Genomic DNA, 25,966 nt, shown 5'->3' on the forward strand with positions numbered 1-25,966 from the left:
AGGACTTAGGCAAAACAGACGCTGGCGTTGTTGCTTTCGCCCCGCCGTACAGTTGCACTGTCTTCGGCTCCGCGTCTAGCCTGCGCAATTTTTGCGTAAGTCCTGTCTGTATCATAGACTCTGTACCTGAGAACGGAGTCAAGGAGAATTTAAAATGTCAGCTAAGTCAGCGAAATCTGATCAGGATCAACTCACCATCGGCCAGCTAGCGCGCGCAGCGGGAGTGGGGGTCGAGACCATACGCTATTACCAGCGCCGTACTCTGTTACCAGTACCACAGACAAGCAGCGGTTTTCGCACCTATTCCAGTGCATTGGCAGAGCGCATACGCTTCATCAAACGCGCGCAGGAACTGGGCTTCAGTCTGGACGAGATCGGGCATTTACTGATGCTGGAAGAGTGCAATGACAAAAGCGCGATCCGCGATATCGCGCAGGACAGACTGATGCAGGTCAGATCCAAACTGGCGGATTTGCGTCAGATGGAAAGCATGTTGTCGCAACTGATCCATGCCTGCGCCACCGCCTCGCAACAGGCACAATGTCCCATCATCGAGGCCTTAGCCCATCCCTCACCGGACAACTGAACGTCGTCCGCTCAGCTGTCCGCAAGCTGTCCGCACCACTGTCCGCATTGTGTGCGGACACCATCTGCTTTCCTTAGAAAAATATAAATCCTGAATAAAAACAAACACTTGGCGTTTTCCTCTGGCCTGGCACGCATTCTGCAATAGAGTTTGCCAGCACCTGAGGAGAAACAGATGGCACTTTTTGTTGATGTTGAAAACAGTTTGCGGATAACAGCTTGCCTGCGACATCTGATGTCGTTTGTGCTGGCCGCCTGCTGCCTGTTAAGCGGCGTTCATCTGTGGTCGCAGGGCAGTCAGCGCATCACCACTACGCAGTACGTAACGCAAGCGGACAGCAGCGCGGTGCGCCTGGTGACGCATACATGGCACTGGGATGGTCTCATGTTGCAAGTACGTTACATCCGCCGGGCTTAGTCCCGATGCGATACGCAATGCAGTAATAGCCAGAAATTGAATGGAGAGGGATAGAGAAAAAATGGGTATCAGGGATACTTCACAACAGGATATGGCGATAGCCGCACCACGCTGGTGGCGTCAGCGCCGCTGGCAAATGGTTGTGCTGGCAATCGCTTTGCTGGCACTCGCGCTTTATGTCAGTCTGCGTATGCGCAGCGATAGTTCACGTTCATTTTCTATGGCACGCATCAGCGTGGCAGAAGTGAAAACCGGGACGCTGGTGCGCGACGCTGCGGTCAATGGCAGACTGGTCGCTGCCAATAGCCCAAGCTTGTTTGCTGGCAGCGCCGGCACCGTGCAATTACTGGTTAAGGCGGGTGATGCGGTCAGGAAGGGCGATGTGCTGGCTGAATTAGAATCGCCGGATTTACAATCTGAACTCAAGCGTGAACAGGCCATCCTGGATCAGCTGGAAGCCGAAATCGCACGTCAGAAAATCCTGGCACGCAAACAGAAATTGCTGGCAGTCAGAGATGCTGACCAGGCGGAGATCGAGCGGGTTGCGGCTGAGCGTGCCTTTCAGCGTATAGAAAAAGCCGGTGTGGCCGGGGTAGTACAAAAAAATGAATTCCAGCGCGTGCAGGATAACCTTCACAGTGCGGAAATCCGCGCCAGACATGCGTCTCAGGCCAGTTTGCTGGAAAGTGAGGATGTCGATCTGGTGCTGAAATCCAGAATCGCACAATGGCAGCAGCAACGTCTGCACAAGGAAAATCTGGAGCGGCGGGTGGCAGAATTACGCCTGCGGGCACCGGTTGATGGTGTGGTTGGTACGCTGGCTGTGGCCAACCGCAGTGTGGTGACTGCCAATGCTGCACTGATGACGCTGATCGACTTGTCGCAGTTAGAAGTTGAGCTGGAAATTCCGGAAAGCTATGTCGCTGATTTAGGCATAGGGATGCGCGTCGAGCTCGATATCAATGGCATTAAGGCGCAAGGCAAACTATCTGCGATGTCGCCGGAGGTGGTTAAAAATCAGGTGCTGGCACGGGTCCGTTTTGATGCTGAGGTGCCAGCCGGTTTGCGTCAAAGTCAGCGTGTGTCTGCACGTTTACTGATCGAAGAAAAAAAGAATGTCTTACTGGTACAGCGTGGCGCTTTTGTTGAGAGCGAAGGTGGGCGCTATGTGTATGTACTCAAAGACGGTATCGCCACCCGCACCCCGGTGCGCATGGGGGCGACCAGCATTGCAGCAGTTGAATTCATCAGCGGTCTCAAGCCCGGCGATCAGGTGATCATTTCCGGAACTGAGATATTTGAACAAGCCCAGGCTGTCCGCATTCACCCTTAGGAGTTACAGATGTTACGTATGAACGCATTGAGTAAGGTATATCGCACGCATCTGATCGAAACCCACGCTTTACGTGGCTTTGAAATTCATGTGCGCGAAGGCGAATTTGTTACCGTGACCGGGCCATTGGGGTCCGGCAAAACGACCTTTCTGAATATCGCCGGTTTGCTGGAAGACTTCACGGAAGGCGATTATTTTCTGGATGGCGTGAATGTGAAAGGCCTGTCTGACCGTGACCGTACCCGCTTGCGCAATGAGAAGCTGGGCTATATTTTTCAGGGCTTTAATCTGATTCCGGATCTGAATCTGTTCGACAATGTGGATGTGCCTTTACGCTATCGTGGCTTGCCCGCCGATGAGCGCAAACGTCGTATAGAAGAGGCGCTGGCGCAGGTTGGTCTGGCCTCCAGAGCGAAGCATTATCCCGCTGAATTATCGGGTGGACAGCAGCAGCGGGTGGCGATTGCACGCGCGCTGGCCGGTGAACCGAAAGTCCTGATGGCAGATGAACCGACCGGTAATCTCGATACCCAGATGGCACGCAGTGTGATGGAGTTACTCGAAGAGATTAATGCACGTGGCACCACCATACTGATGGTGACCCATGATCCCGAACTGGCGGTGCGTGCCCAAAGAAATGTTCACATCATTGATGGGCAGGTGTCTGATCTGGTGCGCTCATCCCCGACGCTGGTACAGACCGCTATTGCTGGCATTGCCAGCCAGCAGATCTGAGACAGGAGGCAGCATGTTTTCTTATTACCTGTGGCTGGGCTTTCGCAGTTTACGCCGTCATCCCTGGCTGACTGGCCTGATGATACTGATTCTGTCAGTTGGTGTGGCGGCGAGCATGTCTACCCTGACCATATTGCACGTGATGTCCGCTGATCCTATACCGTCTAAGAGTCAGCGCTTGTTCATTCCTGTGCTGGATAACGGCCCGGCGGAAGACTATACGCCGGGTGAGAAACCGCGTGAGAAGCAGTTGTCCTATCAGGATGTGAACAATCTGCTGCACAGCCCCATCGGTCAGCGTCGGGTTGGTCTGTATGGCATTGATGCTGTGATAGAAATGCCGCGCCGTGATCTGGGCGTGTTAGAAATCAATGGTATGGCAGCCAGCCGGGATTTTTTCGGCATGCTGGATGTGCCTTTTTTATTCGGTGGCAGCTGGTCGGAGCAGGATGATAGCAGTGGCCGCGATGTGGTCGTGCTGAGTCGTGCTATCGCTGAAAAAATGTTTGGCAAGACGAATCCGGTAGGCAGTCAGGTGACGATGTGGGGACGTAGTTATCAGGTCAGTGGCGTGATGGATAGCTGGCGCTCTGAGCCTAAGTTCTATCGTTACAATGGCCGAGGTTCCGCCTTCAATGCGGAAGAGCAGTTCATCGTGCCTTTCTATAGCGCGATGCGCAATGAAACGCCGCATGCCGGAAATATGAGTTGTACCGGTAAGCGCGATCCGGGCTGGCAGGCATTATTGCGTTCTGAATGTCTTTGGCTGACGTTCTGGTTTGAAGTGCGCGATGCGGCTGAGCGCAAGCAAGTACAGACCTACCTGGACGGCTATGTGAGTGAACAACAAAAAATGGGACGTTTTCCACGTCATGCTGCCAACAGCCTGTTCAATGTTCCTGAGTGGCTGGTGGAGGTGAAGCTGGTGGGCGATGACGATAAATTATCTGCCTGGCTGGCAGCTGGTTTTTTATTGTTATGCCTGGTGAATACCATCGGTTTGTTGTTGGCAAAATTTTCCAGCCGGGCCGCTGAGATTGGAGTCAGACGCGCATTGGGTGCATCGCGTCGGGATATCTTTTTCCAGGTCTTCATAGAGAGCGGTGTGATCGGCCTGGTTGGTGCGCTAAGCGGCATGCTGTTATCGCTCTTGTTCCTGAAACTGATCGCTTTACAGGCTGGATATCTGCGGGCTGTCGCGCATATGGATTGGCGTATGTTGCTGCTGACGCTGCTGATGTCTGTTGCTGCCGCCTTACTGGCTGGTCTGCTGCCGACCTGGCGTGCCTGTCAGATTTCTCCTGCCCTGCAATTAAAGTCACAGTGAGGCTAACGATGCGTTCTATCCATTCTTATTTTCCATTCAAACCGGTCTTGCTTGCATTGCTCAGGAATAAAACCGGACCATTGCTGGTCGCATTGCAGATTGCCTTAAGTCTGGCGATTTTATCGAACGCGATTTATCTGGTGAATCAACGCCTGACGATGGCGGCACGTCCCAGCGGTATCGCGCAGGAACAGGATGTATTTTATCTGCACATCAGTAATCAGCGTGCTGCCGGGCATGAGGAGCAGCTGGCCATGCAAAAACGCGAGGAACAAGTGATGCGCGCAGTACCCGGCGTATTGGGTGTGGCAAGAACCAATTCCATGCCTATATCGCAATCGGGCAGCTCCACCAATGTTGCGAGTCAGCGCACTGGTCCGGCCACTGAGGGCAATGCGGCCATGTATGTGTCGCCCGGCTCACTGATTCAGGTATTGGGTCTACACCTGACCGAGGGGCGGGATTTTTCAGCACAGGATGTGGTGGAGCTGGATCAGAATGCGGCCAGCGATTTACCGCCGTCGGTGATTATTACTCAGGCTATGGGCAAGCTCTTATTTCCGGACGCCAGTGCTTATCTGGGCAAAGAGTTTTTTTTCGGGCGCGGACCGGGTGCAAATTCGGTGCGTATTATCGGCGTGGTGGAGACGATGCAGACTTCTGGTGCGATGGAAGGTGTGGCTGGGGAAATTTCGGCGCTGATTCCTGTCAGACTGAGTAATGATGCGTATTCTGGCTATGTATTGCGGGCGGAACCGGGCCAGCGCGATCGCGTGATGCAGCAAGTGGAACAGGCTTTGCGTAAGGATAGCGTCACAGCACTGAATATCCGGCAGCGCACGGTGGATGAGATGCGTGAAGGACGTTACCGGCATGCGAAAGGCCTGTCCTGGATGTTGCTGGCAGTCTGTGGCTTGCTGATCCTGGTGACAGCCAGCGGTATCGTGGGCATGTGCAGCCTGGTGGTGAATCAGCGCAGACGGCAGATTGGTGTGCGGCGCGCACTGGGTGCTACCCGCTTGCATATCTTGCTGCATTTTCTGACTGAGAATGCGATGATCAGTTTGCTGGGGGCTGGCATAGGCTGTGTGCTGGCACTGGCGTTGAATCAGTTCCTGGTGCAGCAACTGGAAATCGCGCAGTTACCGCTGATGTATCTGGGTTTGTCAGTTGCCGTATTCCTGATATTGGGCATAGGCGCTGCATGGGCACCTGCGTGGCGGGCAGCGGCTATTGCACCGGCCACTGCTACCCGCAGCGTATGATTGCGCGTAAATAGACGACAGCGCGTCCAGGCAGGATAATAGAACTTCCTGGCCGCTGCCTGCAGAGAATAAACGATGCCTACTGTATTAATTATTGATGACAATCTGTCGGTTGCGACAGCACTTGATGTTTCCTTGTCCTTGCATGATCTGGATTGCGTGATTACCACGTCAACGGAGCAGGGGATGGATTACCTGACAATGCATAGTATTGATCTGGTGATACAGGATATGAACTTCAGCGCTGACACGACTTCAGGTCAGGAGGGAGTCGCGCTGTTCAAACGCATACGCGCGCACAGTCCCGACATGCCGGTGATACTGATGACGGCCTGGACCCATCTGGACATGGCGGTGGAATTGATCAAGGCAGGTGCGGCAGATTACATCGCCAAACCCTGGGATGATCAGCGTCTGATCACGACGGTACGTAATCTGATCGAATTGGGCCAGGCGAACCGGACACTGCAGCGCCGCAACCAGCGCGAACTCCAGCAAAAACAGGCATTGGAGGCAGACTTTGATTTATGCGGTTTGATCTGGCAGGACAGAGCGACCGCTAAGGTGCTGGAAGTGGCTTGCCAGGTAGCGCGTTCTGACGCAGCTATACTGATTACTGGGCCAAACGGGGCGGGCAAAGAGCGGATTGCCGAAATCGTGCAACGTAACTCAGCGGTGTGCGATGGGCCGTTTGTGATACTGAATTGCGGCGCCTTACCGGCCGAGCTGATCGAGGCAGAATTGTTCGGCAGCGAAAGTGGTGCCTATACCGGAGCGATGAAGGCGCGTGAAGGCAAATTTGAAGCGGCAGATGGCGGTACCTTGTTCCTGGATGAAATCGGCAATCTGCCTTTAGCCGGACAGATGAAGTTATTGCGGGTTTTGGAGACCGGGCGTTTTCAACGCTTAGGGGCGAATCGCGAGCGTCAGGTCAGTGTGCGCATCATCAGCGCCACCAATGCGGATTTGCCAGCCATGATCAAAGCAGGTCAGTTCCGCGAGGACCTGTATTACCGGCTGAATGTGATACAGCTGCATTTACCTGCTTTAGCGGCACGGCCTGACGATATTTTGCCGCTGGCACGCGCATTTCTGGGTAAGGACAAACACTTGAGTGAAGCCGCATGCGCTGCTTTGCTTGCGCATAGCTGGCCCGGCAATGTACGGGAATTGAAAAACCTGATGCAAAGGGCGCAGCTGTTGAGCAGTGCTGCGCAGATTACGGTGACGGATCTCGGACTCAGCAGTGCGGTAGCAGCGAAAGGCATCGCTGACAATGAGCCGGATAAAGCAGCGATTGAGCAGGCATTGACACAGGCTGAGGGTGTGATTGCGCAGGCCGCCGCTGCCTTGGGCTTGAGCCGGCAATCTTTGTACCGGCGTATGGATCGTTTCGGTATTCCACGCTTAGGTGCTGGCTCAGGTGCAGGCTCAGCATGAAAGACCAGGAAGCACGGCATCAGCAGCGTACCCGTCACTTTGTCTCCGTGATCTGGCGGCTGTTTGCTGCGTTTGGTAGCCTGCTGCTACTGGGTATTGCGGGGACGGCCTGGATCATGCAGATTAGGCCAGCCCAGCAGTGGCAGCAGCTAGGCTGGCTGGCCTTGTTTGCTGGCCTGATGCTACTGCTCACCATACTGCTGTTCTATACGCTGCTGGCGCCGGTGCTGGCGTTGTTCCGTGCCATCAGTGGGACTGTGCACAGCTATCGCGATGCTGACTATACCTTCAGTCTGTACTGGCCGCATCAGGATGAATTATCGCAATTGGTGGTGGCGCATAATGCGCTGGGTGACACGCTGAGGCAGCAAAGACTGGATCTGGTGCAACGTGAATTGCTGCTCGATACCATGGTGCAGAACACCCCGGTCGCAATGCTGCTGATCGCGGAGCACGGGCATATCGTCTTTGGCAATTTGGCAGCCCGACAATTATTATCCGAAGGAAAAAAACTGGAGGGACTGAGCCTGACCGCTTTGCTGGACACCTTGTCTCCTGCGGTACGTGAAGCGATGGACCGGGGCACGGATGGTTTGTTCACCGTACCTGTACTGAAATTGAATGCCAGTGCGGCGCACGATGCGGAATCAGATCATGCAGAAACGGCAGTCGATGAGGATGACGGTGAGCAGGTCTATCATCTGGCGCGCAGCCAGTTCAGCCTGAACGGCAAGTCGCATGAGCTGATTTTGTTGCGTCATCTGACCACAGAGTTGCGCCGGCAAGAGGTACAGACCTGGAAAAAACTGATACGTGTGATCAGTCATGAACTCAATAATTCATTGGCACCCATCGCTTCATTGGCGCATTCCGGTCAGGAGTTAATGCGGCGCGGACAGACTGCGCGTTTGCCAGCCATATTGGCGATGATGGAGGAAAGGGCGCACCATCTGGAGCAGTTTATATTAGGGTATGCGCGTTTCGCCAAGCTGCCTGCACCCAGGCTGGAAAGCGTGAGCTGGTCGCATTTTTTTGCTGGCTTGCACAATCAGTTTGCATTCGCCGGACCTGAGCACAGTACTGACGACTATGGATTGATGGATGCAGCGCAGATGGAGCAGGTGATGTTGAATTTGCTCAAAAATGCGCATGAGTCCGGGAGTGCCAGCGATGCGATCAGCGTCGAGTTACGACGTTTGCACGAGGGGTGGCGCATTGATGTGTGTGACCGTGGCAGCGGCATGTCGGAGATGGTGATGACGAATGCGCTGGCACCTTTTTACTCGACTAAACGCAGCGGTACCGGACTGGGGCTGGCATTAGCACGAGAAATCATAGAAGCGCATGGTGGCCGCATCATGCTCAATAACCGGCCGGGTGGTGGGTTACAGGTCAGTCTGATATTGCCAGGGCGCTGATTTGAGTCATGCTGCTGTTCCTGCCGCGGGGAGGCAGCAGGAACAGCAGCGACAGCGGTGAACATCAAATCAGCTTTCTCAGCAAGCGCTTAAGCCATGAATGGGTAATCGGTATAACCTTTTTCTTCGCCACCGTAGAAAGTGCTGCGGTCTGGGGTATTCAATTCTGCACCCGCTGCAAAGCGTTCTACCAGGTCCGGGTTGGCGATATAAGGACGACCAAAAGCAACCGCATCAGCCAGGCCACTGGCGATCAGCGCATCGGCTTCAGCAGCCGTGTAACCACCGCAGCAAATCAAGGTGCCGTTAAAGGCTTCGCGCAGCGCATGACGGAAAGTATCGGACAATTCCGCACCACCAGCCCAGTCAGGTTCTGCAATGTGCAGATAGGCGATTTGTCGACGGCTGAATTCGCGTGCCAGGTACAAGGCCATCACTTCTGCTTCGGTATCGGCGATGCCATGTGCGACAAAGTTAGGTGAAATCCGTACCCCCACCCGGTCGGCACCGATTTCAGCAATGGCTGCATCGACGGCTTCCAGTGTCAGACGTGCACGGTTTTCCAGGCTGCCACCATAGGCATCTGTACGCAGATTGCTGTTGGTCGCCATGAATTGCTGTAACAGATAGCCATTTGCAGCATGCACTTCGACCAGATCAAAGCCCGCTTCACGCGCACGGACTGTCGCCTGGCGATATTGTTCGACGATGCCAGGGATTTCCGCCAGCTCCAGCGCGCGTGGCACGTCGGTTTGTACATTGGCTGGCGTACCGTCAGGCTGAACCACGAAACATTGGCTGTTCGCTGCCTGCAATGCAGAAGCGGATACCGGTGCCTGCGCATTTTCCTGCAACAGATGATGCGAAATCCGACCCACGTGCCATAACTGCAGCGCGATCTTGCCAGCTTTGGCATGGACTGCCTGCACCACGTCCGCCCAGCCAGCTTGTTGGGCATCGGTGTAGATACCAGGTGTCCAGGCATAACCCTGGCCCTGGCGTGAAATTTGGCTCGCTTCGGTCACGATCAGACCGGCACTGGCACGCTGTGCATAGTATTCGACGTTCAGTGCACGTGGTACGTCGCCCGGCTGACCAGCGCGTGAGCGCGTCAGTGGTGCCATCACAACACGGTTTTTCAGTGTGGCTTTGCCTGCAGTCACGGGTGTCAGTAATTGATCTAACATGGGATTTCCTTTTCGAAAAAATTAACCGGAAATTAGACCGGTCGTCTAGTTTTTGCTTCAAAAAAAAGGGCCAGGCCCTGTGCTGATGTTCGCCGGTGATTTCAGATGTATTACACGAGGAATCACCGGAGTCGATATCTGTTGGTTACGCTGATGCTTACTACTTACTTGCTTACTGGCTGGATTCCGCCTGTAACAATTGCTGGGTTTGTATCCATGCAGCTTCCAGCGGCGCAGTTTGTAAATAGACTTTCGTCAGCAGCGACGCGCCTACCCATTGACCATACAGCGTGGTGGCCAGATGTTGTACATCCTGATCGCTGCGAAGCTCACCTTGTTGCTTAGCCTCGTCCAGCACCGCAGCAATTAGTTCGATCACTGTTTGCATGCCCTGAGCCAGTGCCAGTCGCATGGTTTGTGACAAATCAGAGACTTCGGCGGCGAGTTTGACTGCCAGACAAAGCTTGTGACATTGCGAATGCTGCGTAGAGCTGAGCCAGAATTCAAAATATTGCAGCAAGCGATTCGCCGGCGTATGACGCTGATCACTAAACACAGTACGCAGTTGTTGGTGGTACTCTTGGAAATAGCGCTCAATGAGGGCAACGCCGAAAGCCTCTTTAGAGGCAAAGTAGTGATAAAACGAACCTTTCGGTACTGCCGCAGCAGACAGAATCTCACTCAGTCCGAGCGCGCTGAACCCTTTGCCCAGTATCAGTTGCTCACCTGTTGCCAGGATGCGCTCACGGGTATCGTTACTATTCAATTTGGATGCGGATGTCGTCATAGTGATATATGATATTAGACCAGTCGTCTAGAGTCAAGAAAAATGAATCAGCGCGGCTAGCCCATGCGCGTGCTAGTATAGAAAAAAATGTAACAATATCTTCGCGAGGTTGGCATTCTTGTGAGAAAATGCAAAATTATTTGTTGGGAAACCTAACATTCCTTGCTCTAACCATCAATCGAAAATTCAGAATACACACTATGTTTCGCTGGCTTTTTTTAAATGAGAATACTCTCGCGCCTGCCGAAAACACAGCCTGGAAAATCAGCACACTCAGAATTATTCTGGTCACCAGTTTTTTGCTGGAAGCCTGGATTGCTGTGCACAGTGCCATCAGTGCTTACGCCCTGGGGCGAACGCAAATTGGATGGCTGGTTGTTTTTTTCTATGTGCTGAAATCTGTCGCGATCTATGTATCTTCGCGCTCTGTGAAGATGAGTGCTGCTTTGCTACTGCTGAATATGTACGGAACGGCGCTGGCCATCATCTCTATGACGCACGATCAGGCGTTGGCCAGATTAGGTTATCTGTTCATGTACACGGTGCCGGTATTTGCCAGTCTGTTTTTTAATGCAAGGGTGGCCTTGGGCTTCATGGCCTTCAATGTGATTCCTTTCACATTTTTGTTCATGGACGTGCAACTGAACCGTAACAGCAGTTTCTTTGGCGATCTGCCTGATGCGCAATTGTACATACACACGCTGTTATTTTTATCGTTGAATATTTGTATTCCACTTGCGGTATTTAGGGTGTTGCATGCGTTGGATAAGATGCTGGTCAGGATTCATGATACCAGCGGTGCGCTTGAAGTCAGTTATGTTCAGTATCGCGAAGTGTTTGAAAATGCAGGCACGGCACTTTTGCTGACGGATGCGTTTGGTCAGATTTTGCAGGCAAATCAGCAAGCCAATTTGCTATTGGGGCGTAATCCGGCAACCGATCAGGAACTCGGCTTATTTGGCTGGCTCGCGATGGAAGGCAGTATTCGTCTGAAAGTAAGTCAGGGTGAGGAAACTGGTGGTGTCAAAACCTCAGCTTACCGTACCCGCGATGGGCGTATGGTAGCACTGGATAATATCTCACAGACTTCGTCCGATCATTACATCGTGGCTTTGCGCGATGTGTCGAATCTGCACAAGATGCAGCATGCTTTGCAGCTCAGCATGGAGCGTGAAGACTATCTGAACAGTCATGATTCCTTAACCAATCTGCCAAATCGTGAGATGTTACGTCAGTATTTGCAGCGCGTGATTGCCAATCATGACGGCAATAATGTGACCGCGCTGGTTTCATTCCGGCTCAATAGTGTGCGGCATGCTAATCAGCAGTTTGGTGCGCATACCGGTGATGTGCTGTTACGTCGCTTCGCCGATGAACTGACCCAGGTATTACCGAAAAGTTGTTTCTGTGCGCGCTTGCGGAGTATTGTGTTTTCCTTCGTGATTGATCAGTTGCGAACAGCGAATGATGTTGTGCAATTCGTCAATCAGGTACGCGAAGCGATGCCTAAAGAACTGCAGGTGAATGACGAAGTATTGCTGGTGCAATTTTCTGCTGGCATTGCGCTGATACGCACAGAAGAAACCGATCCCGATGACTTGATACGACGCAGCGAAGTAGCGCTCGATACGGCGCGCCGTTCCAGTGACCAGAGTGTCACTTTATTTGATGAAGATGACGCCTTCCATATCCGGCGCAATGTGGAAATCGAAGTTGGGATTGTAAATGGCTTAAAACAGGGTGAGTTTTCACTGATGTATCAGCCCAAAGTTGATCACAATGGGCTGATTGCTGGCGTGGAGGCCTTGATACGCTGGGATTCGCCTGGTCTGGGACGCATCGCTCCGGCTGAATTTGTACCAATCGCTGAACGTAGCGGGCTGATACGGCATGTCAGTGATTTTGTGCTGGATCAGGTGTGCGCACAGATTCGTGGCTGGTTAGACGAATTTGCTCAAAGCCCGGTGGTGGCGCTGAATTTGTCGGTCAGCGACATTGCGCGACCAGATCTGATCGCGCTGATAGACAGCTGCTGCGAAAAATATGCAATCAAAACGAGTTATCTGGAATTTGAAATTACAGAAACCGGACTCATCGCCAATGAGAATCAGTCCATTACCCATCTGAATGCCTTGAAAAATCGTGGTTTTGGTATTGCGATTGATGACTTTGGCACCGGCTATTCATCGTTGTCCAAGCTCAGTCATTTTCCTGCACATACCGTCAAGATCGATCGCTCCTTTGTGGCGCAGATAGGCTATAACCGCAAGAGCGAAATGATCATTAAAGCCATCATATCGTTATCCGAAATTCTGAACTGCTCAACCATCGCTGAAGGCGTGGAAAATGAGAGTCAGGAATTATTCCTGAAAGAAGTCGGCTGTGACTATTTCCAGGGGTATTTTTATCATCGTCCACTCGATGTGCCAGCCATGAACCGTTTGCTGGCTCAGCAAAAAATACAACATCGACCGGCTATCATGACGCAGTTTCCAGCCTCGCCACCTGCCTGAGTCATTCAGCGCATATTCTTGCGTTAGTGCTTAAAGTTCCGCAAAAAAAACTAACATCGTATAAGTCCTTTACGCTGTACATACCCTCAATGTGCAGCACATCAGATGCCGGATTTCATACTTAGTTTTATATTTTGTGAAATGCAACAATTTGCCCAACATATTTCTTCAAATTCAACTACACTAAGCTCGTAGTCTGCTGGAAAGTAATGCATATCTCCCGCATTTGCTGCCAGCGCTGTTTGGTCTTTGCAATGTCTTGCTTAACCCAGGAGGTCAGGATGACTATCTTTGACAACTACGCAGCACGTTACGAACGTACCAGGGAAGAAGAGTATTCCATGCAGGAGTACCTTGAACTGTGTAAAAAAGACAGACTCGCCTTTGCTACTGCCGCTGAGCGTATGCTCGCAGCGATTGGCGAACCTGAATTGGTGGATACCCGCCACGATCCGCGCTTATCCCGTATTTTTTCCAACAAATTGATCAAAATTTATCCTGCCTTCCGTGAGTTTTACGGCATGGAAGAAGTGATAGAGCAAGTCGTTTCTTACTTCCGCCATGCCGCGCAGGGATTGGAAGAGCGTAAGCAGATACTGTATTTGCTGGGACCAGTCGGTGGCGGTAAATCCTCCATCGCTGAAAAGCTCAAATCCCTGATGGAAAAAATCCCTTTCTACAGCATCAAGGGATCTCCCGTGAATGAGTCGCCTCTGGGCTTATTCAGTGAAATCGAAGATGGCGCATTGCTGGAAGAGGATTTCGGTATACCACGCCGCTATCTGAAATCCATCCCTAGTCCTTGGGCGGTAAAACGCCTGCATGAATTCAATGGCGACATCAATAAATTCCGTGTTGTTAAACGCTATCCATCCGTGCTCAGACAGATTGCGGTGTCAAAAACCGAGCCCGGGGATGAAAATAATCAGGATATTTCTTCGCTGGTCGGTAAAGTTGATATCCGCAAGCTGGAAGATTATTCTCAGGACGATCCGGATGCTTACAGCTATTCCGGTGGTCTGTGCCTCGCAAATCAGGGCTTGATGGAATTCGTCGAGATGTTCAAGGCGCCGATCAAGGTCTTGCATCCCTTGCTGACCGCGACCCAGGAAGGTAATTTCAAAGGAACCGAAGGTTTTGGCGCGATACCATTTGATGGCGTGATCCTCGCGCACTCGAATGAGTCGGAGTGGAAGGCGTTTAAAAACAATAAAAACAATGAAGCTTTCCTGGATCGTATTTACATCGTGAAAGTGCCTTATTGCCTGCGTATTTCTGATGAAATCAAGATCTATGAAAAACTGGTGTATACCTCTTCACTGGCAGCAGCACCTTGTGCACCGGGTACTCTGAAAATGATGGCGCAGTTTGCGGTATTGTCGCGTTTAAAAGAACCGGAAAATTCCAGTATCTTTAGCAAGATGCTGGTGTATGACGGCGAGAATCTGAAAGATACCGATCCCAAAGCCAAATCACATCAGGAGTACGCCGATTATGCCGGTGTGGATGAAGGCATGAATGGATTGTCGACCCGGTTTGCATTCAAAATTTTATCCAAGGTATTTAACTTCGATAACACCGAGGTCGCGGCCAATCCTGTGCATTTGCTATATGTGCTGGAACAACAGATAGAGCGCGAACAGTTTGCACCGGAAGTAGAGCAAAAATACATCTCGTACATCAAAGAATATCTGGCTCAGCGTTATGCGGAATTCATCGGTAAAGAAATTCAGACCGCTTATCTGGAAAGCTATTCTGAATATGGTCAGAATATTTTTGACCGCTATGTCACCTTCGCTGACTTTTGGATACAGGACCAGGAATTCCGCGATCCCGATACTGGCGAGAGCTTTGACCGGGATGCCTTGAACAATGAACTGGAAAAAATCGAGAAGCCGGCAGGTATTTCGAATCCTAAGGATTTCCGTAACGAGATCGTCAATTTTGTATTGCGTGCGCGTGCCCAGAATGCAGGAAAAAATCCTGCCTGGACCAGCTATGAAAAACTGCGCACTGTGATAGAGAAGAAAATGTTCTCAAACACAGAAGAGTTATTACCGGTGATATCGTTCAATGCGAAGGCCAGTGCGGATGACGCCAATAAACATCAGGAGTTTGTTGAACGTATGGTCAGCAAGGGCTATACCACCAAACAGGTCAGATTGCTGTGCGAGTGGTATTTGCGGGTCAGAAAATCATCCTGATCCTGAAGATATCTGAGGGACTTCACTGACAAAGGGATAGGACTGAGGCCGAACCGTTATCGAGACACAGCGACAAATACAGAAAGTGTGTTTGTCGGGCTGCGCATCAACGGGTCATTCCGGCTCAGTCCTGAGGGAGAATATCTTGGTGCATCTGATCGACCGCCGGGTTCAGGGAAAAAACAAGTCTGCGCCTAATCGTGAGCGTTTTTTACGTCGTTACAAGGGGCAAATCAAAGAAGCTGTTGCGCGTGCAGTCAAAGGCCGTTCTATCACCGACATGGAGAATGGCGAAAGAGTGTCGATACCGGTCAAAGATGTCGGTGAACCTAGTTTTGGCCATGCGCGCGGCGGGGTCTGGGAGGGAGTACATCCCGGCAATGAGCAATACCAGAAAGGGGACCAGATCGCGCGTCCGCAAGGTGGTGGCGGCGGTGGCAAGGGGAAGGGGCAGGGCGGAAACAGCGAAGAAATCAGTGAAGATGATTTTGCATTTCAGCTGAGCCGTGAAGAGTTCATGAACTACTTCTTCGAGGACCTGGAATTGCCGAATATGGTGAAAACCCAGCTCACGTCGACCACGGATTTCAAAAGTCAGCGCGCTGGTTACAAAACCAGTGGAACTGCGTCCAGCCTGCATGTATTGCGTTCTTTGCGCGGCGCGATGGGGCGAAGGATTGCGGTGGGAGGCAAGTCATCGCGACGCTTAAAGCAGGCGCAGGAAGAGCTGGAAGCTGCGCTGGCAGAGCCGGTGCAGGATGGCCTGCGGATTAGCGCACTACGCGAAGAAATCCGTCATTTGCGGACCAGAATCGCCGCGATTCCGTTTCTCGATCCCTTCGATCTGCGCTACAGCAATCGCATCAAAGTTCCCAAGCCAGCCAGCCAGTGTGTGATGTTTTGCCTGCTGGATGTTTCCGGTTCTATGGATGAGCAAAAAAAAGATACTGCGAAGCGCTTCTTTATTTTGCTGTATCTGTTCCTGACACGGGCTTATGAAAAAATAGAGGTGGTGTTTATCCGTCACCATACGACAGCACAGGAAGTGGATGAAAACGCTTTCTTTAATTCGCGTGAATCGGGTGGCACGATTGTCTCGTCGGCCTTAGTCTTGCTGGAGCAAACCATACGCAACCGCTATGCGGCGGGCGACTGGAATGTCTATGTGGCGCAGGCCTCTGATGGCGATAACTGGGACAATGATTCCGTCGCTTGCCGCGATATTTTGCGTCAGCGCATTATGCCCCTGGTGCAGTATTACGCGTACGTCGAAATTACCGACGGAGAACCGCAAAACCTGTGGCTGGAATATGAACGTATTGCCGAGGAATTCGCTCACTTCGCGATGCAAAAAATTGAGAATCCTGCTGATATCTATCCTGTATTCCGGGAGCTGTTTAAAAAACAAACGAATTGAGGCCTGTCATGGACACTCAAACGCAGACTGGCAGAGCCAGACATCCGAATGCCTTACCTGATAAGTCGGAATGGACCTTCGAACTGATAGAACAGGCGCATGAAGAGATACGCCGGGTCGCCGCACAGTTTGGCTTGGATACCTATCCGAATCAGCTGGAAATTATCACCGCCGAGCAAATGATGGATGCCTATGCTTCGGTTGGTATGCCGGTGTCGTACAACCACTGGTCTTTCGGTAAGCATTTTATGTCTACCGAAAAAAGTTATAAGCGCGGACAAATGGGCCTGGCTTACGAGATCGTGATTAACTCCAATCCCTGTATTTCCTATTTGATGGAAGAGAATAGCCTGACCATGCAGGCGTTGGTGATCGCGCATGCTGCATACGGACATAACTCTTTTTTCAAAGGGAATTATCTGTTCCGTACCTGGACCGATGCTGAGGCGATTATCGATTACATGGTATTCGCCAAAAATTATGTCGCGCACTGTGAGCAGCGGTATGGTACTGAGGCGGTGGAGCTGATCCTGGATTCCTGTCACGCCTTGCAGAATTACGGGGTAGACCGCTATAAACGTCCGGCCCGGATTTCCCTGATCGAGGAAAGAGAGCGTCAGACTGAACGCGAAGCTTACCTGCAATCGCAAATCAATGATTTATGGCGCACCTTACCGCGCCGTCCTGAGGTGCAAGAGAATCAGCAGGGGCAGCAGCGCTTTCCGCGTGAGCCGCAGGAAAATCTGCTGTATTTCATCGAGAAATATGCGCCTTTGCTGGAGCCATGGCAGCGTGAAATTGTGCGCATCATCCGTAAAATTTCGCAGTATTTTTATCCCCAACGTCAGACCCAGGTCATGAATGAGGGCTGGGCGACCTTCTGGCATTACACCATACTGTATCAATTGTATGAAGAGGGTGTGGTTGGGGATGGCTTTATGATGGAGTTTTTACAGAGTCATACCAATGTCATTTATCAGCCGCCGGTCAGCAGCCGTTTTTACAGCGGTATTAATCCTTATGCGCTGGGCTTTGCCATGATGCAGGATATACGCCGTATTTGTGAGCATCCTACCGACGAGGACAGAGAATGGTTCCCCGATCTGGCCGGGGCGGACTGGAAAACTTCGCTACAGTTTGCGATGCGTAATTTTAAAGACGAGAGTTTTATTGCACAGTATTTATCGCCTAAGCTGATCCGTGATTTTCACTTTTTTTCGATATTGGATGACGATAACAAAGACAAGCTGAAAATTTCAGCCATTCATGATGAATCCGGTTATCGCTATGTCAGACAACAGCTGGCAGGACAATACAATTTGGGAAACCGCGAGCCGGACATTCAGGTCTGGGCCGTAGATATGCAGGGCGACCGCTCGCTGACCTTGCGCCATCATCAGTATTTACGGCGGCCATTGAATAACCAGACCCATGAAGTCCTCAAGCATGTCGCGCGTTTATGGGGCTTTGATGTGGTACTGGAAACCGTGGATCAGCAAGGTAAGGTTCTGGCGAAACAAGACTGTCGCTGGGAAAAAAGCAGTCGCTGAAGTCAGGTTGTTGCTGAATATCAAAAGCAGGTAGGCGCGCGCGCTGGCTTCGGATAGAATCCAGCAGATCACAATTGATGAAGAGGGCATTATGTATCTGGATCATCCGAAAATCTCGGCGACGAACAGTGAAACTGAACCAGATCGCATCGAGCGTCTGAGCCGTGTTTATGGCTATGCCATCGGCCTGGCTGATGTGGATGGCAATACCGTTTGTATCACCAAAATCGCCAAAATCCACGACCATAAAGGCGTGCTGATGGTAATTTGGTATGAAGCGCCGACCACGCAGGAAAAATCCTATTTCCTGCGTGCCTGGCAAAGCCGGGTCGGGGATGAGTCGACCCAGGTTGAGCACGCGCTGATGTTGCAGGAAGCTTTACCCGTTGCGGATGCAGAAGCGACGAATTAATTCAGTTTTGCCTTCAATAAGCGCAGACCATTGAGCACCACTAAGAGGCTGGTGCCCGTGTCTGCGAATACCGCCATCCACAGGCTGGCATGACCGCTTAATGCCAGTGCAAAAAAGATAAATTTGACGCCCAGTGCAAACGCGATATTTTGCTTGAGTATGCGTGCGGTTTGCTGTGACAGGCGTATAAATTCCGGTATTTTTTGTAAATCATTTTGCATCAGTGCGACGTCTGCCGTTTCCAATGCAGTGTCGCTGCCGGCTGCCATCGCCAAACCGATATGTGCACGTGCCAGCGCCGGTGCATCGTTGATACCATCCCCTGTCATACCTGTCACACCTTGTTGCGCCAATTCTTCAATAATCCGCAGTTTATCGTCCGGTAGTAATTCGCTGCGCACCTGTTGTATGCCAGCTTGCGCAGCAATTGCATTGGCTGTGTGGGCATTGTCGCCGGTCAGCATCAGCACTTGTACCCCCAGTTGCTGTAATTGCTGTATCGCTGCCTGACTGCTGGCACGTAACTGATCCGCAACGGCAAACAGCGCCAGTAATTGTCCTTCACGACACAGCAGTATCACGGTATACCCCTGCTGCTCCAGGGTACTGATTTCTGCGGTGAGTGGCGATGGCGCTATGCTTAATTCCTGTAGCAAGGCCTGATTACCGAGCTGATAGCTGCGCCCATCGACGCTGCCTTGCATGCCGCGTGCACGTCCGATTTCCAGCAGGCTGACCTGTTGCGCCTCCAATACCGGCAGCTCGCAGGCTTGCAGCAGGGCCTGGGCTAAAGGATGGCTGGAATGCGCATCCAGGCTGGCGGCGATCTGTAACGCAGCGGATGCACTGATACCGTCGCTGCGTATGTGCTGCAGTGTGGGCTTACCTTCGGTCAGGGTACCGGTTTTATCGAGAGCCAGATGGCGCAACTGCCGGCCCTGTTCCAGAAATACACCGCCTTTAATCACAATGCCACGACGTGCAGCGGCTGCCAGTCCGCTCACGACAGTGACTGGGGTGGAAATCACCAATGCACAGGGACAGGCAATCACCAGCAGGACCAGCGCACGATACAGGCTGTCATGCCAGCCATGTTGTAACAGTAAAGGCGGCAGCACAGCGAGCAGAATCGCGGCGATAAATACCACGGGTGTGTAGATGGCAGCGAAGCGGTCAACAAAGCCCTGAGTGGGCGCGCGCTGGCTTTGCGCATCTTGTACCGATTGTGCGATGCGTGCCAGCATGGAGCTGCCGGCGTTGGCGGTAACGCGTATTTGCAGCGCCGCACTTTGGTTAATGGTGCCGGCAAAGACCGTATCGCCAGGCTGCTTGGTGACCGGCATACTCTCACCGGTAATGGCGGCCTGATTGACCGAAGACTGCCCCTGTTCCACGACGCCATCGAGCGCGATACGGTCACCGGGGCGGCATAGCAATACGGCACCGACGACGATTTCTGCCGTCGGTGTGCTGAGCCAGCTCGCGTCCGGCTGTTGCAACAGTGCGGTTTCCGGTGCCTGTGCCAGCAAGCTGCTGATGGCATCCCGGGCGCGCTCCAGACTGGCGGCTTCTATCATTTCGGCGATTGCAAACAGGCAGATCACCATTGCCGCTTCCGGCCACTGGCCGATGGCGAAAGCACCGATGACGGCTGCCGTCATCAGTAAATGGATATTCAGTGTGAAATGGCGCAGCGCGATCCAGCCTTTTTTCAGTGTCGGCAGACCGCAAATCAGGATGGAACTCAATGCCATGGCGGCGACCGCCGGCGTTTGATCCGCTTGCTGCCACCAGGTGATGGCTTCAGAGCCAAAGGCCAGCAAGCCACCGATCGCAACCCGCCAGCGCAGTTTGCTGTCGATAGCAGAAACCGGCGTCGGCTGCACCCCGGCTTCCAGCAATTGCGGCTGCATGCCCAGTGCAACTAAGGCTGCGCTGACACGGTCAGTGTCTGGCGTACGCTGATGCACAGTCAGGATGCGGTTCAGTAAATCAAAGTCCAGTCTCAGGATATTACTGTCGCTGGACAATTGTTTGCGTATCAGCGCTTCTTCGGTCGGACAATCCATGGCCGCAATATGATAGCGGCTGCTCACCGCATTGGCGGGAGGCTGCTTGCTGCTCACAGCGTGCGTCGCCGGGGCACAGCAGGCATCGACCTGCTCTGTGTGTTCATGATCATGCTGGTGCGCATGTTCATGTTTGTGCTCATGCTCATGTTTATGTCTATGTGCATGGTCATGCTGATGCGTACATGTGAAACCGGTGGCGTGGGTATGGTCGTGAGTTGATTGCGTCATGTGAGCGTGCCTGTAACGGTAGAATGAAATCAGTGTAGACTCTGGAGTCGCTACAGGGTCAAGCTTTTTTTGCGGATTCAATTTCGGCATTAACACAGGGAGTGCAGTATGCGTATCAGTGAGCTGGCAGCGGCAACCGGGGTCGATCTGGAGACGATTCGGTATTATGAAAAACAGGCCTTGCTGCCTGAGCCTGAGCGTGAGGCGAATGGTTATCGCCGCTATGGCGCACTGCATCTGGAGCGCTTGTCGTTTATCCGGCATTGCCGCGCGCTTGATATGCCTTTGGCCGAAATAAGGCGTCTGGTGGCATTTATGGTGAGTCCGGCTGAGGATTGTGGGGATATTAATTTACTCATCGAACAGCAGATTGCGCGGGTCAGAGCCAGGCTGGCCAGTATGCATGCGCTGGAGAAGCAACTGTGTAGCTTAAGAGCCAGTTGCGATGAAAGACATCAGGGGAAGGAATGCGGCATTCTGCATGAACTGGTCGCCGCAGCGCATGGCGAGGCTTGTGCCTGCCATGCGGATACAGAATCAGCGCGCCAGGTCGCTGAGTAATTCAGATACACCTGCCCAGCCGATTTCTATGCCGATACAGACCAGAATAAACGCTGACAGACGCATCAATACGGTGCCACCGACATCGCCCAGGAACTGGCCCATATTGCGTGCAAAGCGATAGCACAGATAGACCACCAATGTGGTCAGCAGCACACCGATGGCTGATGCGACACTGGTCACCAGCCAGTCGATAGGCTTGCGTGGCATTTGCGTACCGATGGTGATCGAAGCCGCGATCGTGCCGGGACCGACGGTCAGCGGGAAGCTGAAAGGATAAAAACTACGGCGGCGTAATTCTTCCTTGCTCCAGGCACCGGTATGCGACGCAGCAACCGAGTTCAGTAACTTATCCTGGCTCTGGTCATTCAGCAGCTTCCAACCTGCCATGCCGACCACGATGCCACCGGCGATACGCACGATGGGTAAGGAAATGCCGAAAAAATTCAGTACATAAGAACCGACAAAGATGGTGACCATTAACATGAAAAAGCAGTTAACCGCGATCCGTTTCGCCATACGCTTGGCGACATCGGGTTCTTGGGGGCCAGTCATGGACAGGTAAATCGGCGCGATGGCAATCGGATTCACGAGGGGTAATAAGGTGATAGGCACCAGTATCATTGCCTTAAAAAATGCGATCATGGCCAAACTCATAGCAACTCCTAAAAAAAACTTCCGCCGATTATACGTTTACGGCTCAGCATAGGGTAGCTAAAGCGAATTAAAAGCAGGGATTTATTCTGACTTAATATTAAAATAGAACGCGGATGAAAGCGTATAAGCTGCGTACGCTGTCAAGGCTTTGCGCCGGTGTTAACGTGCATCGTGCAGCCGGTATTTCATCCGGGCTGCGATATAACCTGATTACTGAAGAACAGATAATGGACAGAACCATGAGCAAACCTGCCAGCTTTCCTCAGCTCGAGACCGAACGATTTATTTTGCGGCGGATTGTGCCCGCTGATCAGCCCGCGATTTTTGCCGGCTTATCCGACGCAGCGGTCACAGCGTATTACGGCATCAGTTATGACACGCTGGAATCGACCCAGGCACAGATGGACTGGTACGAGCTGGTCTGGAAAACACACATTGGTATCTGGTGGGGCATCGCGGAACGTGAACACCCAGAGCAATTGATAGGAACCTGCGGCTTGCATGAATGGGAACAGGAAGACCATTGTGCAGAAATCGGTTTCTGGTTAACACCTGCATTCTGGCGTCGTGGCGTGATGGCCGAAGTGTTACCGGCTATCCTCGCGTGCTGCTTCCGTAATCTGGGCTTGCACCGCATACAGGCGCTGGTAGAGCCGGACAATGCTGCCAGCTGGCGTCTGGTCGAGCGCCATGGCTTCCGGCTGGAAGGAATATTGCGGGAATGTGAATATAAAAACGGCAAATATCAGGATCTGCGATGTTATTCTTTGCTGGCGCATGAAGCGCAGGAACTCATTGCCCGATTTCCTGTCCCTATTTGATCGTCACGCACATCGCAACACACGTGATGGTGGGGCGCGAGACATACAGCATGTCTGGCACACACCAATCATGACCTCCGCATAGTTCGTTACAAATTATTTGACTGGCCCCTAACTTTATGAAAATTTCTGACAAACTTCCGCGCTGGTCGGTGCTCACACCGCTGGCGGCCTGCCTGATTCTGACGGGCAGTATGGCGTTCAGCTCTGCCTGGTATGCGTTGTTGCTGACTGCCGCTTTATTTGGCGGTGTGCTGACCGCCGTGTTTCATGCTGAAGTGGTGGCACATAAAATCGGCGAACCCTTCGGTACGCTGTTGTTAGCGATCGCGGTCACGCTGATTGAAGTCGCTTTGATTGTGTCGCTGATGTTAGCCGGTGGTGAGACCACGGCCGGGCTGGCCAGGGACACCGTATTCGCGGCGATCATGGTGATCCTGACTGGCATCATAGGGTTATGTTTACTGGTAGGCGGCATCCGCCATCGCGAGCAAAGCTTTGGCCTGCAAGGTGCGAGTACCTCGCTCGCCACACTGGCTGCGTTATCGGTGCTGACACTGGTACTGCCTAACTTCACTTCGACGGTAGCGGGGCCGTATTACAGTGCCAGCCAGCTAGGCTTCATCGCTATCGTCTCCATCGTGTTATACGGGACCTTCGTGCTGGTACAGACGGTTAGGCACCGCGATTACTTTTTACCTGAAAACCATGCTGCTGATGAAGACGTGCATGCGCCGCTGCCATCGGCACGTATGGCCTGGACCAGTCTGGGCCTGCTGCTGGTTTGCCTGATTGCGGTGGTGCTGCTGGCGAAGGCACTGGCTCCGGCACTGGAGTCGGCGGTCGCTGCAGCCGGTGCGCCTAAGGCCTTGGTCGGTATTATCATCGCCATCATCGTGCTGTTGCCGGAAGGGCTGGCCGCACTCAGCGCCGCGCGTGCTAACCGTCTGCAAACCAGTATCAATCTGGCGCTGGGTTCTGCACTGGCGAGCATAGGTCTGACGATACCGGTGGTAGCCGTGATCTCTATTCTGACCGGCTGGCAGCTGTCGCTAGGCATCGACGCCAAAGCCACCGTGCTGTTGCTGTTGTCACTGATCGTGACCACCATCTCGCTGGGGACCGGACGTACCACTATTATGCAAGGCACCATCCATCTGGTGATTTTCGCCGTGTATTTGTTTACTACCATCGTGCCCTGACTTATTCGCAGAGCACGCTCATACTCCTTACTCATTTCGCCCGGTCTGCATGGCCGGGCTTATTCATCCAAGCTATGACTTCAACAAAAATAATGACCCGCTCGCTGGCGCTGTTGCTGGCTTCCACCTGTCTGTTGGGCAGTGCCAGTCAGCAGGCGCTCGCCGCACCCGCCCGCACTGCGACGAACACGACAACGCATGCTGGCGCAGCATTGAGCGAAACCCATTTACGTGCTCATTTATCTTTTCTGGCCGATGATTTGCTGGAAGGCCGGGGTACCGGTCAGCGTGGCGGTGATTTGGCCGTGCGCTATCTGGAAACTCAGGCCGCGCTGATCGGCTTGCAGGTGCTGCCGGGTGATAAAGTGCAGGGCTATCGTCAGGCCGTCGATATCATAGGCAGCCAGACCCTGACGGGCAGTCAGATACACTTTTCTGCTGGCGGCCAAGAATGGACACCCGTGTTGGGTAAAGAGGTCGTATTTGGCTCTTCCGGTGGCCGTCAGCAAGTCAGCTTCTCTGCCCCATTGCTGTTTGTCGGCTATGGCATCCGTGCACCCGAAGAAAACTGGGATGATTTCAAGCAGACCGATGTCAAAGGCAAATTGCTGGTGATGATGGTCAATGATCCGCAGCCCACTGCAGCGGAGCCAAATCGCTTTGGCGGCGCGGCATTGACCTATTATGGCCGCTGGACGTATAAATTCGAAGAAGCTGCCCGCCAGGGCGCGGCCGGGGTGTTACTGATCCATACCAATGCCTCGGCGGCCTATGGCTGGAATGTGCCGCAAACCAGTTTCAGCCACGAACGCTTTAGCTCTCCTGGCATGGGCAATCCGCTCGAAGGCTGGATACAGGAAGAAGCAGCGCGCCGTTTGTTCGCGGCAGCCGGTCAGGATCTGGATCAATTACGCCAACAAGCCGAGCGTCGCGATTTTCAGCCGGTCGCGCTGAAAGCGACGGCACAGGTGGAGGTGCACAATCAAGTGCGCCAGGTAAGGCAGTACAATGTATTGGGCATGGTGCCAGGGACAGATCCTGTGTTGAAATCAGAGGCGGTGATTTACTCGGCGCACTGGGATCATCTGGGTATAGAGACCGATGCCAATGGAAAAAAACAGATCTGGAATGGCGCAGTCGATAATGCATCCGGCAGCGCCGCCTTACTCGAAATGGCAAGGCTCGCTGTGCGCCAGCCAACCCGGCGTACTCAGATTTTCCTGTGGCCAGCTGCCGAAGACCAGTATTTGTTGGGCAGCGCAGCCTATGTGCAGCAGGCACCGTGGCCGCTGGCAAAAACGGCTGCTGATCTGAATCTGGATAGTATGAATTTTGTGGCTGCGACCAAAGACATAGGTATAGCGGGCAGTGAGCGCAGCAGCCTGTATCACAGCGCTGTTAAAGTGGCGAAGGCGATGAAGCTGCGTATCGCACCGACAGTGCCTGATCTGGGCGGTGCGTATTTCCGTGCTGATCACTTTAATTTTGCACGCGCCGGTATCCCGGCGTTCAATGTCGGCTCTGCGGTATTTTCGGGTGATGGGCATTTTGACTTTGATAAAACGCCAGCCGACAGCTATCTGAAAAAAATGCGCGATTTCAAACAGGATTACCACACCGTACGCGATGTTTATCATGCGGACTGGGACCTGAGCGGCATGCTGCAGCAAGCTCTGTTTACACTGAGGCTGGGGCAGGAAGTCGGCAATGCGCCGACCATGCCGGTCTGGAATCGCGGTGAGGCGTTTGGAAAAATTCCGCGTCAGTGAATACTGCTTCATCAGCGCTGAGGCCAGGCTAGGGCCTGACCTCAGTGTTTAACGCTCTGCACTCA

At 52.8% G+C, this 25,966-nt stretch carries 21 protein-coding genes; 17 read left to right on the plus strand and 4 right to left on the minus strand.

Annotation, left to right across the window (positions count from 1 at the left end):
- Positions 1-154 precede the first annotated feature (154 nt).
- The 8 genes from H8K47_RS09880 (at position 155) to H8K47_RS09915 (ending at position 8,521) form a co-directional block, all read left to right on the plus strand.
- Complete coding sequence (locus H8K47_RS09880; RefSeq protein ID WP_186881242.1) at positions 155-586, plus strand: MerR family transcriptional regulator; 432 nt, start codon at positions 155-157, stop codon at positions 584-586.
- A 174-nt stretch (positions 587-760) separates the two neighbouring features.
- Positions 761-1,003 (plus strand): hypothetical protein, encoded by a 243-nt coding sequence (locus H8K47_RS09885; RefSeq protein ID WP_186881243.1) that lies wholly within the window; start codon positions 761-763, stop codon positions 1,001-1,003.
- Between the two features lie 61 nt (positions 1,004-1,064).
- The gene (locus H8K47_RS09890; protein ID WP_186881244.1) at positions 1,065-2,336 is read left to right on the plus strand and encodes an efflux RND transporter periplasmic adaptor subunit; all 1,272 of its coding nucleotides are present in this window, start codon (positions 1,065-1,067) and stop codon (positions 2,334-2,336) included.
- Between the two features lie 9 nt (positions 2,337-2,345).
- Positions 2,346-3,071: an ABC transporter ATP-binding protein gene (locus tag H8K47_RS09895; RefSeq protein WP_186881245.1), complete on the plus strand. Its 726-nt coding sequence runs from the start codon at positions 2,346-2,348 to the stop codon at positions 3,069-3,071.
- A 13-nt stretch (positions 3,072-3,084) separates the two neighbouring features.
- Positions 3,085-4,398 (plus strand): ABC transporter permease, encoded by a 1,314-nt coding sequence (locus H8K47_RS09900; RefSeq protein ID WP_186881246.1) that lies wholly within the window; start codon positions 3,085-3,087, stop codon positions 4,396-4,398.
- An 8-nt stretch (positions 4,399-4,406) separates the two neighbouring features.
- Positions 4,407-5,663 (plus strand): ABC transporter permease, encoded by a 1,257-nt coding sequence (locus tag H8K47_RS09905; RefSeq protein WP_186881247.1) that lies wholly within the window; start codon positions 4,407-4,409, stop codon positions 5,661-5,663.
- A gap of 75 nt (positions 5,664-5,738) precedes the next feature.
- Entirely contained in the window at positions 5,739-7,103 is a 1,365-nt protein-coding gene (locus H8K47_RS09910; protein ID WP_186881248.1) for a sigma-54-dependent transcriptional regulator, read from the plus strand.
- Positions 7,100-8,521 carry a sensor histidine kinase gene (locus H8K47_RS09915; protein ID WP_186881249.1) on the plus strand — a complete coding sequence of 474 codons (1,422 nt, stop codon included), beginning with the start codon at positions 7,100-7,102 and terminating at the stop codon, positions 8,519-8,521. The genes H8K47_RS09910 and H8K47_RS09915 overlap by 4 nt, the downstream gene beginning before the upstream one ends.
- Positions 8,522-8,610: 89 nt before the next feature.
- On the opposite strand, the gene H8K47_RS09920 is transcribed toward H8K47_RS09915, so the two are convergent.
- Together H8K47_RS09920 and H8K47_RS09925 are read right to left on the minus strand one after the other, a co-directional pair.
- Positions 8,611-9,708 carry an alkene reductase gene (locus H8K47_RS09920; RefSeq protein WP_186881250.1) on the minus strand — a complete coding sequence of 366 codons (1,098 nt, stop codon included), beginning with the start codon at positions 9,706-9,708 and terminating at the stop codon, positions 8,611-8,613.
- Positions 9,709-9,880: 172 nt separating this feature from the next.
- Positions 9,881-10,495 (minus strand): TetR/AcrR family transcriptional regulator, encoded by a 615-nt coding sequence (locus H8K47_RS09925; protein ID WP_186881251.1) that lies wholly within the window; start codon positions 10,493-10,495, stop codon positions 9,881-9,883.
- Positions 10,496-10,695: 200 nt separating this feature from the next.
- Between H8K47_RS09925 and H8K47_RS09930 the strand changes: the two genes are divergently transcribed.
- The 5 genes from H8K47_RS09930 to H8K47_RS09950 all read left to right on the plus strand — a co-directional run bounded on the left by H8K47_RS09930 (position 10,696) and on the right by H8K47_RS09950 (position 18,591).
- Entirely contained in the window at positions 10,696-13,008 is a 2,313-nt protein-coding gene (locus H8K47_RS09930) for a putative bifunctional diguanylate cyclase/phosphodiesterase (protein ID WP_186881252.1), read from the plus strand.
- 281 nt (positions 13,009-13,289) lie between these two features.
- Positions 13,290-15,212 (plus strand): PrkA family serine protein kinase, encoded by a 1,923-nt coding sequence (locus tag H8K47_RS09935; protein WP_186881253.1) that lies wholly within the window; start codon positions 13,290-13,292, stop codon positions 15,210-15,212.
- Positions 15,213-15,357: 145 nt separating this feature from the next.
- Positions 15,358-16,629 (plus strand): YeaH/YhbH family protein, encoded by a 1,272-nt coding sequence (locus H8K47_RS09940; RefSeq protein ID WP_186881254.1) that lies wholly within the window; start codon positions 15,358-15,360, stop codon positions 16,627-16,629.
- Positions 16,630-16,637: 8 nt separating this feature from the next.
- Entirely contained in the window at positions 16,638-18,179 is a 1,542-nt protein-coding gene (locus tag H8K47_RS09945; protein WP_186881255.1) for a SpoVR family protein, read from the plus strand.
- Between the two features lie 91 nt (positions 18,180-18,270).
- Entirely contained in the window at positions 18,271-18,591 is a 321-nt protein-coding gene (locus H8K47_RS09950) for a hypothetical protein (protein WP_186881256.1), read from the plus strand.
- Here H8K47_RS09950 and H8K47_RS09955 read toward each other — a convergent pair.
- Positions 18,588-20,891: a heavy metal translocating P-type ATPase gene (locus H8K47_RS09955; protein ID WP_186881257.1), complete on the minus strand. Its 2,304-nt coding sequence runs from the start codon at positions 20,889-20,891 to the stop codon at positions 18,588-18,590. The two genes, H8K47_RS09950 and H8K47_RS09955, sit on opposite strands and share 4 nt — an antisense overlap.
- 108 nt (positions 20,892-20,999) lie before the next feature.
- Here H8K47_RS09955 and cadR point away from each other — a divergent pair, with 108 nt between their 5' ends.
- The gene (cadR, locus tag H8K47_RS09960) at positions 21,000-21,452 is read left to right on the plus strand and encodes a Cd(II)/Pb(II)-responsive transcriptional regulator (RefSeq protein WP_186881258.1); all 453 of its coding nucleotides are present in this window, start codon (positions 21,000-21,002) and stop codon (positions 21,450-21,452) included.
- Here the strand turns inward: cadR and H8K47_RS09965 are convergent.
- Positions 21,429-22,109, minus strand: a complete 681-nt coding sequence (locus H8K47_RS09965) for a MarC family protein (RefSeq protein ID WP_230405142.1) — start codon at positions 22,107-22,109, stop codon at positions 21,429-21,431. The genes cadR and H8K47_RS09965 overlap by 24 nt on opposite strands.
- A 239-nt stretch (positions 22,110-22,348) precedes the next feature.
- On the opposite strand from H8K47_RS09965, the gene H8K47_RS09970 reads away from it, so the two are divergent.
- The 3 genes from H8K47_RS09970 to H8K47_RS09980 all read left to right on the plus strand — a co-directional run bounded on the left by H8K47_RS09970 (position 22,349) and on the right by H8K47_RS09980 (position 25,901).
- Positions 22,349-22,930, plus strand: a complete 582-nt coding sequence (locus H8K47_RS09970) for a GNAT family N-acetyltransferase (protein WP_186881259.1) — start codon at positions 22,349-22,351, stop codon at positions 22,928-22,930.
- A gap of 119 nt (positions 22,931-23,049) precedes the next feature.
- Positions 23,050-24,132, plus strand: a complete 1,083-nt coding sequence (locus H8K47_RS09975; protein ID WP_186881260.1) for a calcium:cation antiporter — start codon at positions 23,050-23,052, stop codon at positions 24,130-24,132.
- 92 nt (positions 24,133-24,224) lie between these two features.
- Positions 24,225-25,901: a M28 family peptidase gene (locus H8K47_RS09980; protein ID WP_186881261.1), complete on the plus strand. Its 1,677-nt coding sequence runs from the start codon at positions 24,225-24,227 to the stop codon at positions 25,899-25,901.
- Positions 25,902-25,966 lie beyond the last annotated feature (65 nt).

The sequence above is a fragment of the Cognatundibacterium rugosum genome (assembly GCF_014284365.1).
GTDB classification, from domain to species: Bacteria; Pseudomonadota; Gammaproteobacteria; order Burkholderiales; family Burkholderiaceae_D; genus Undibacterium; species Undibacterium rugosum.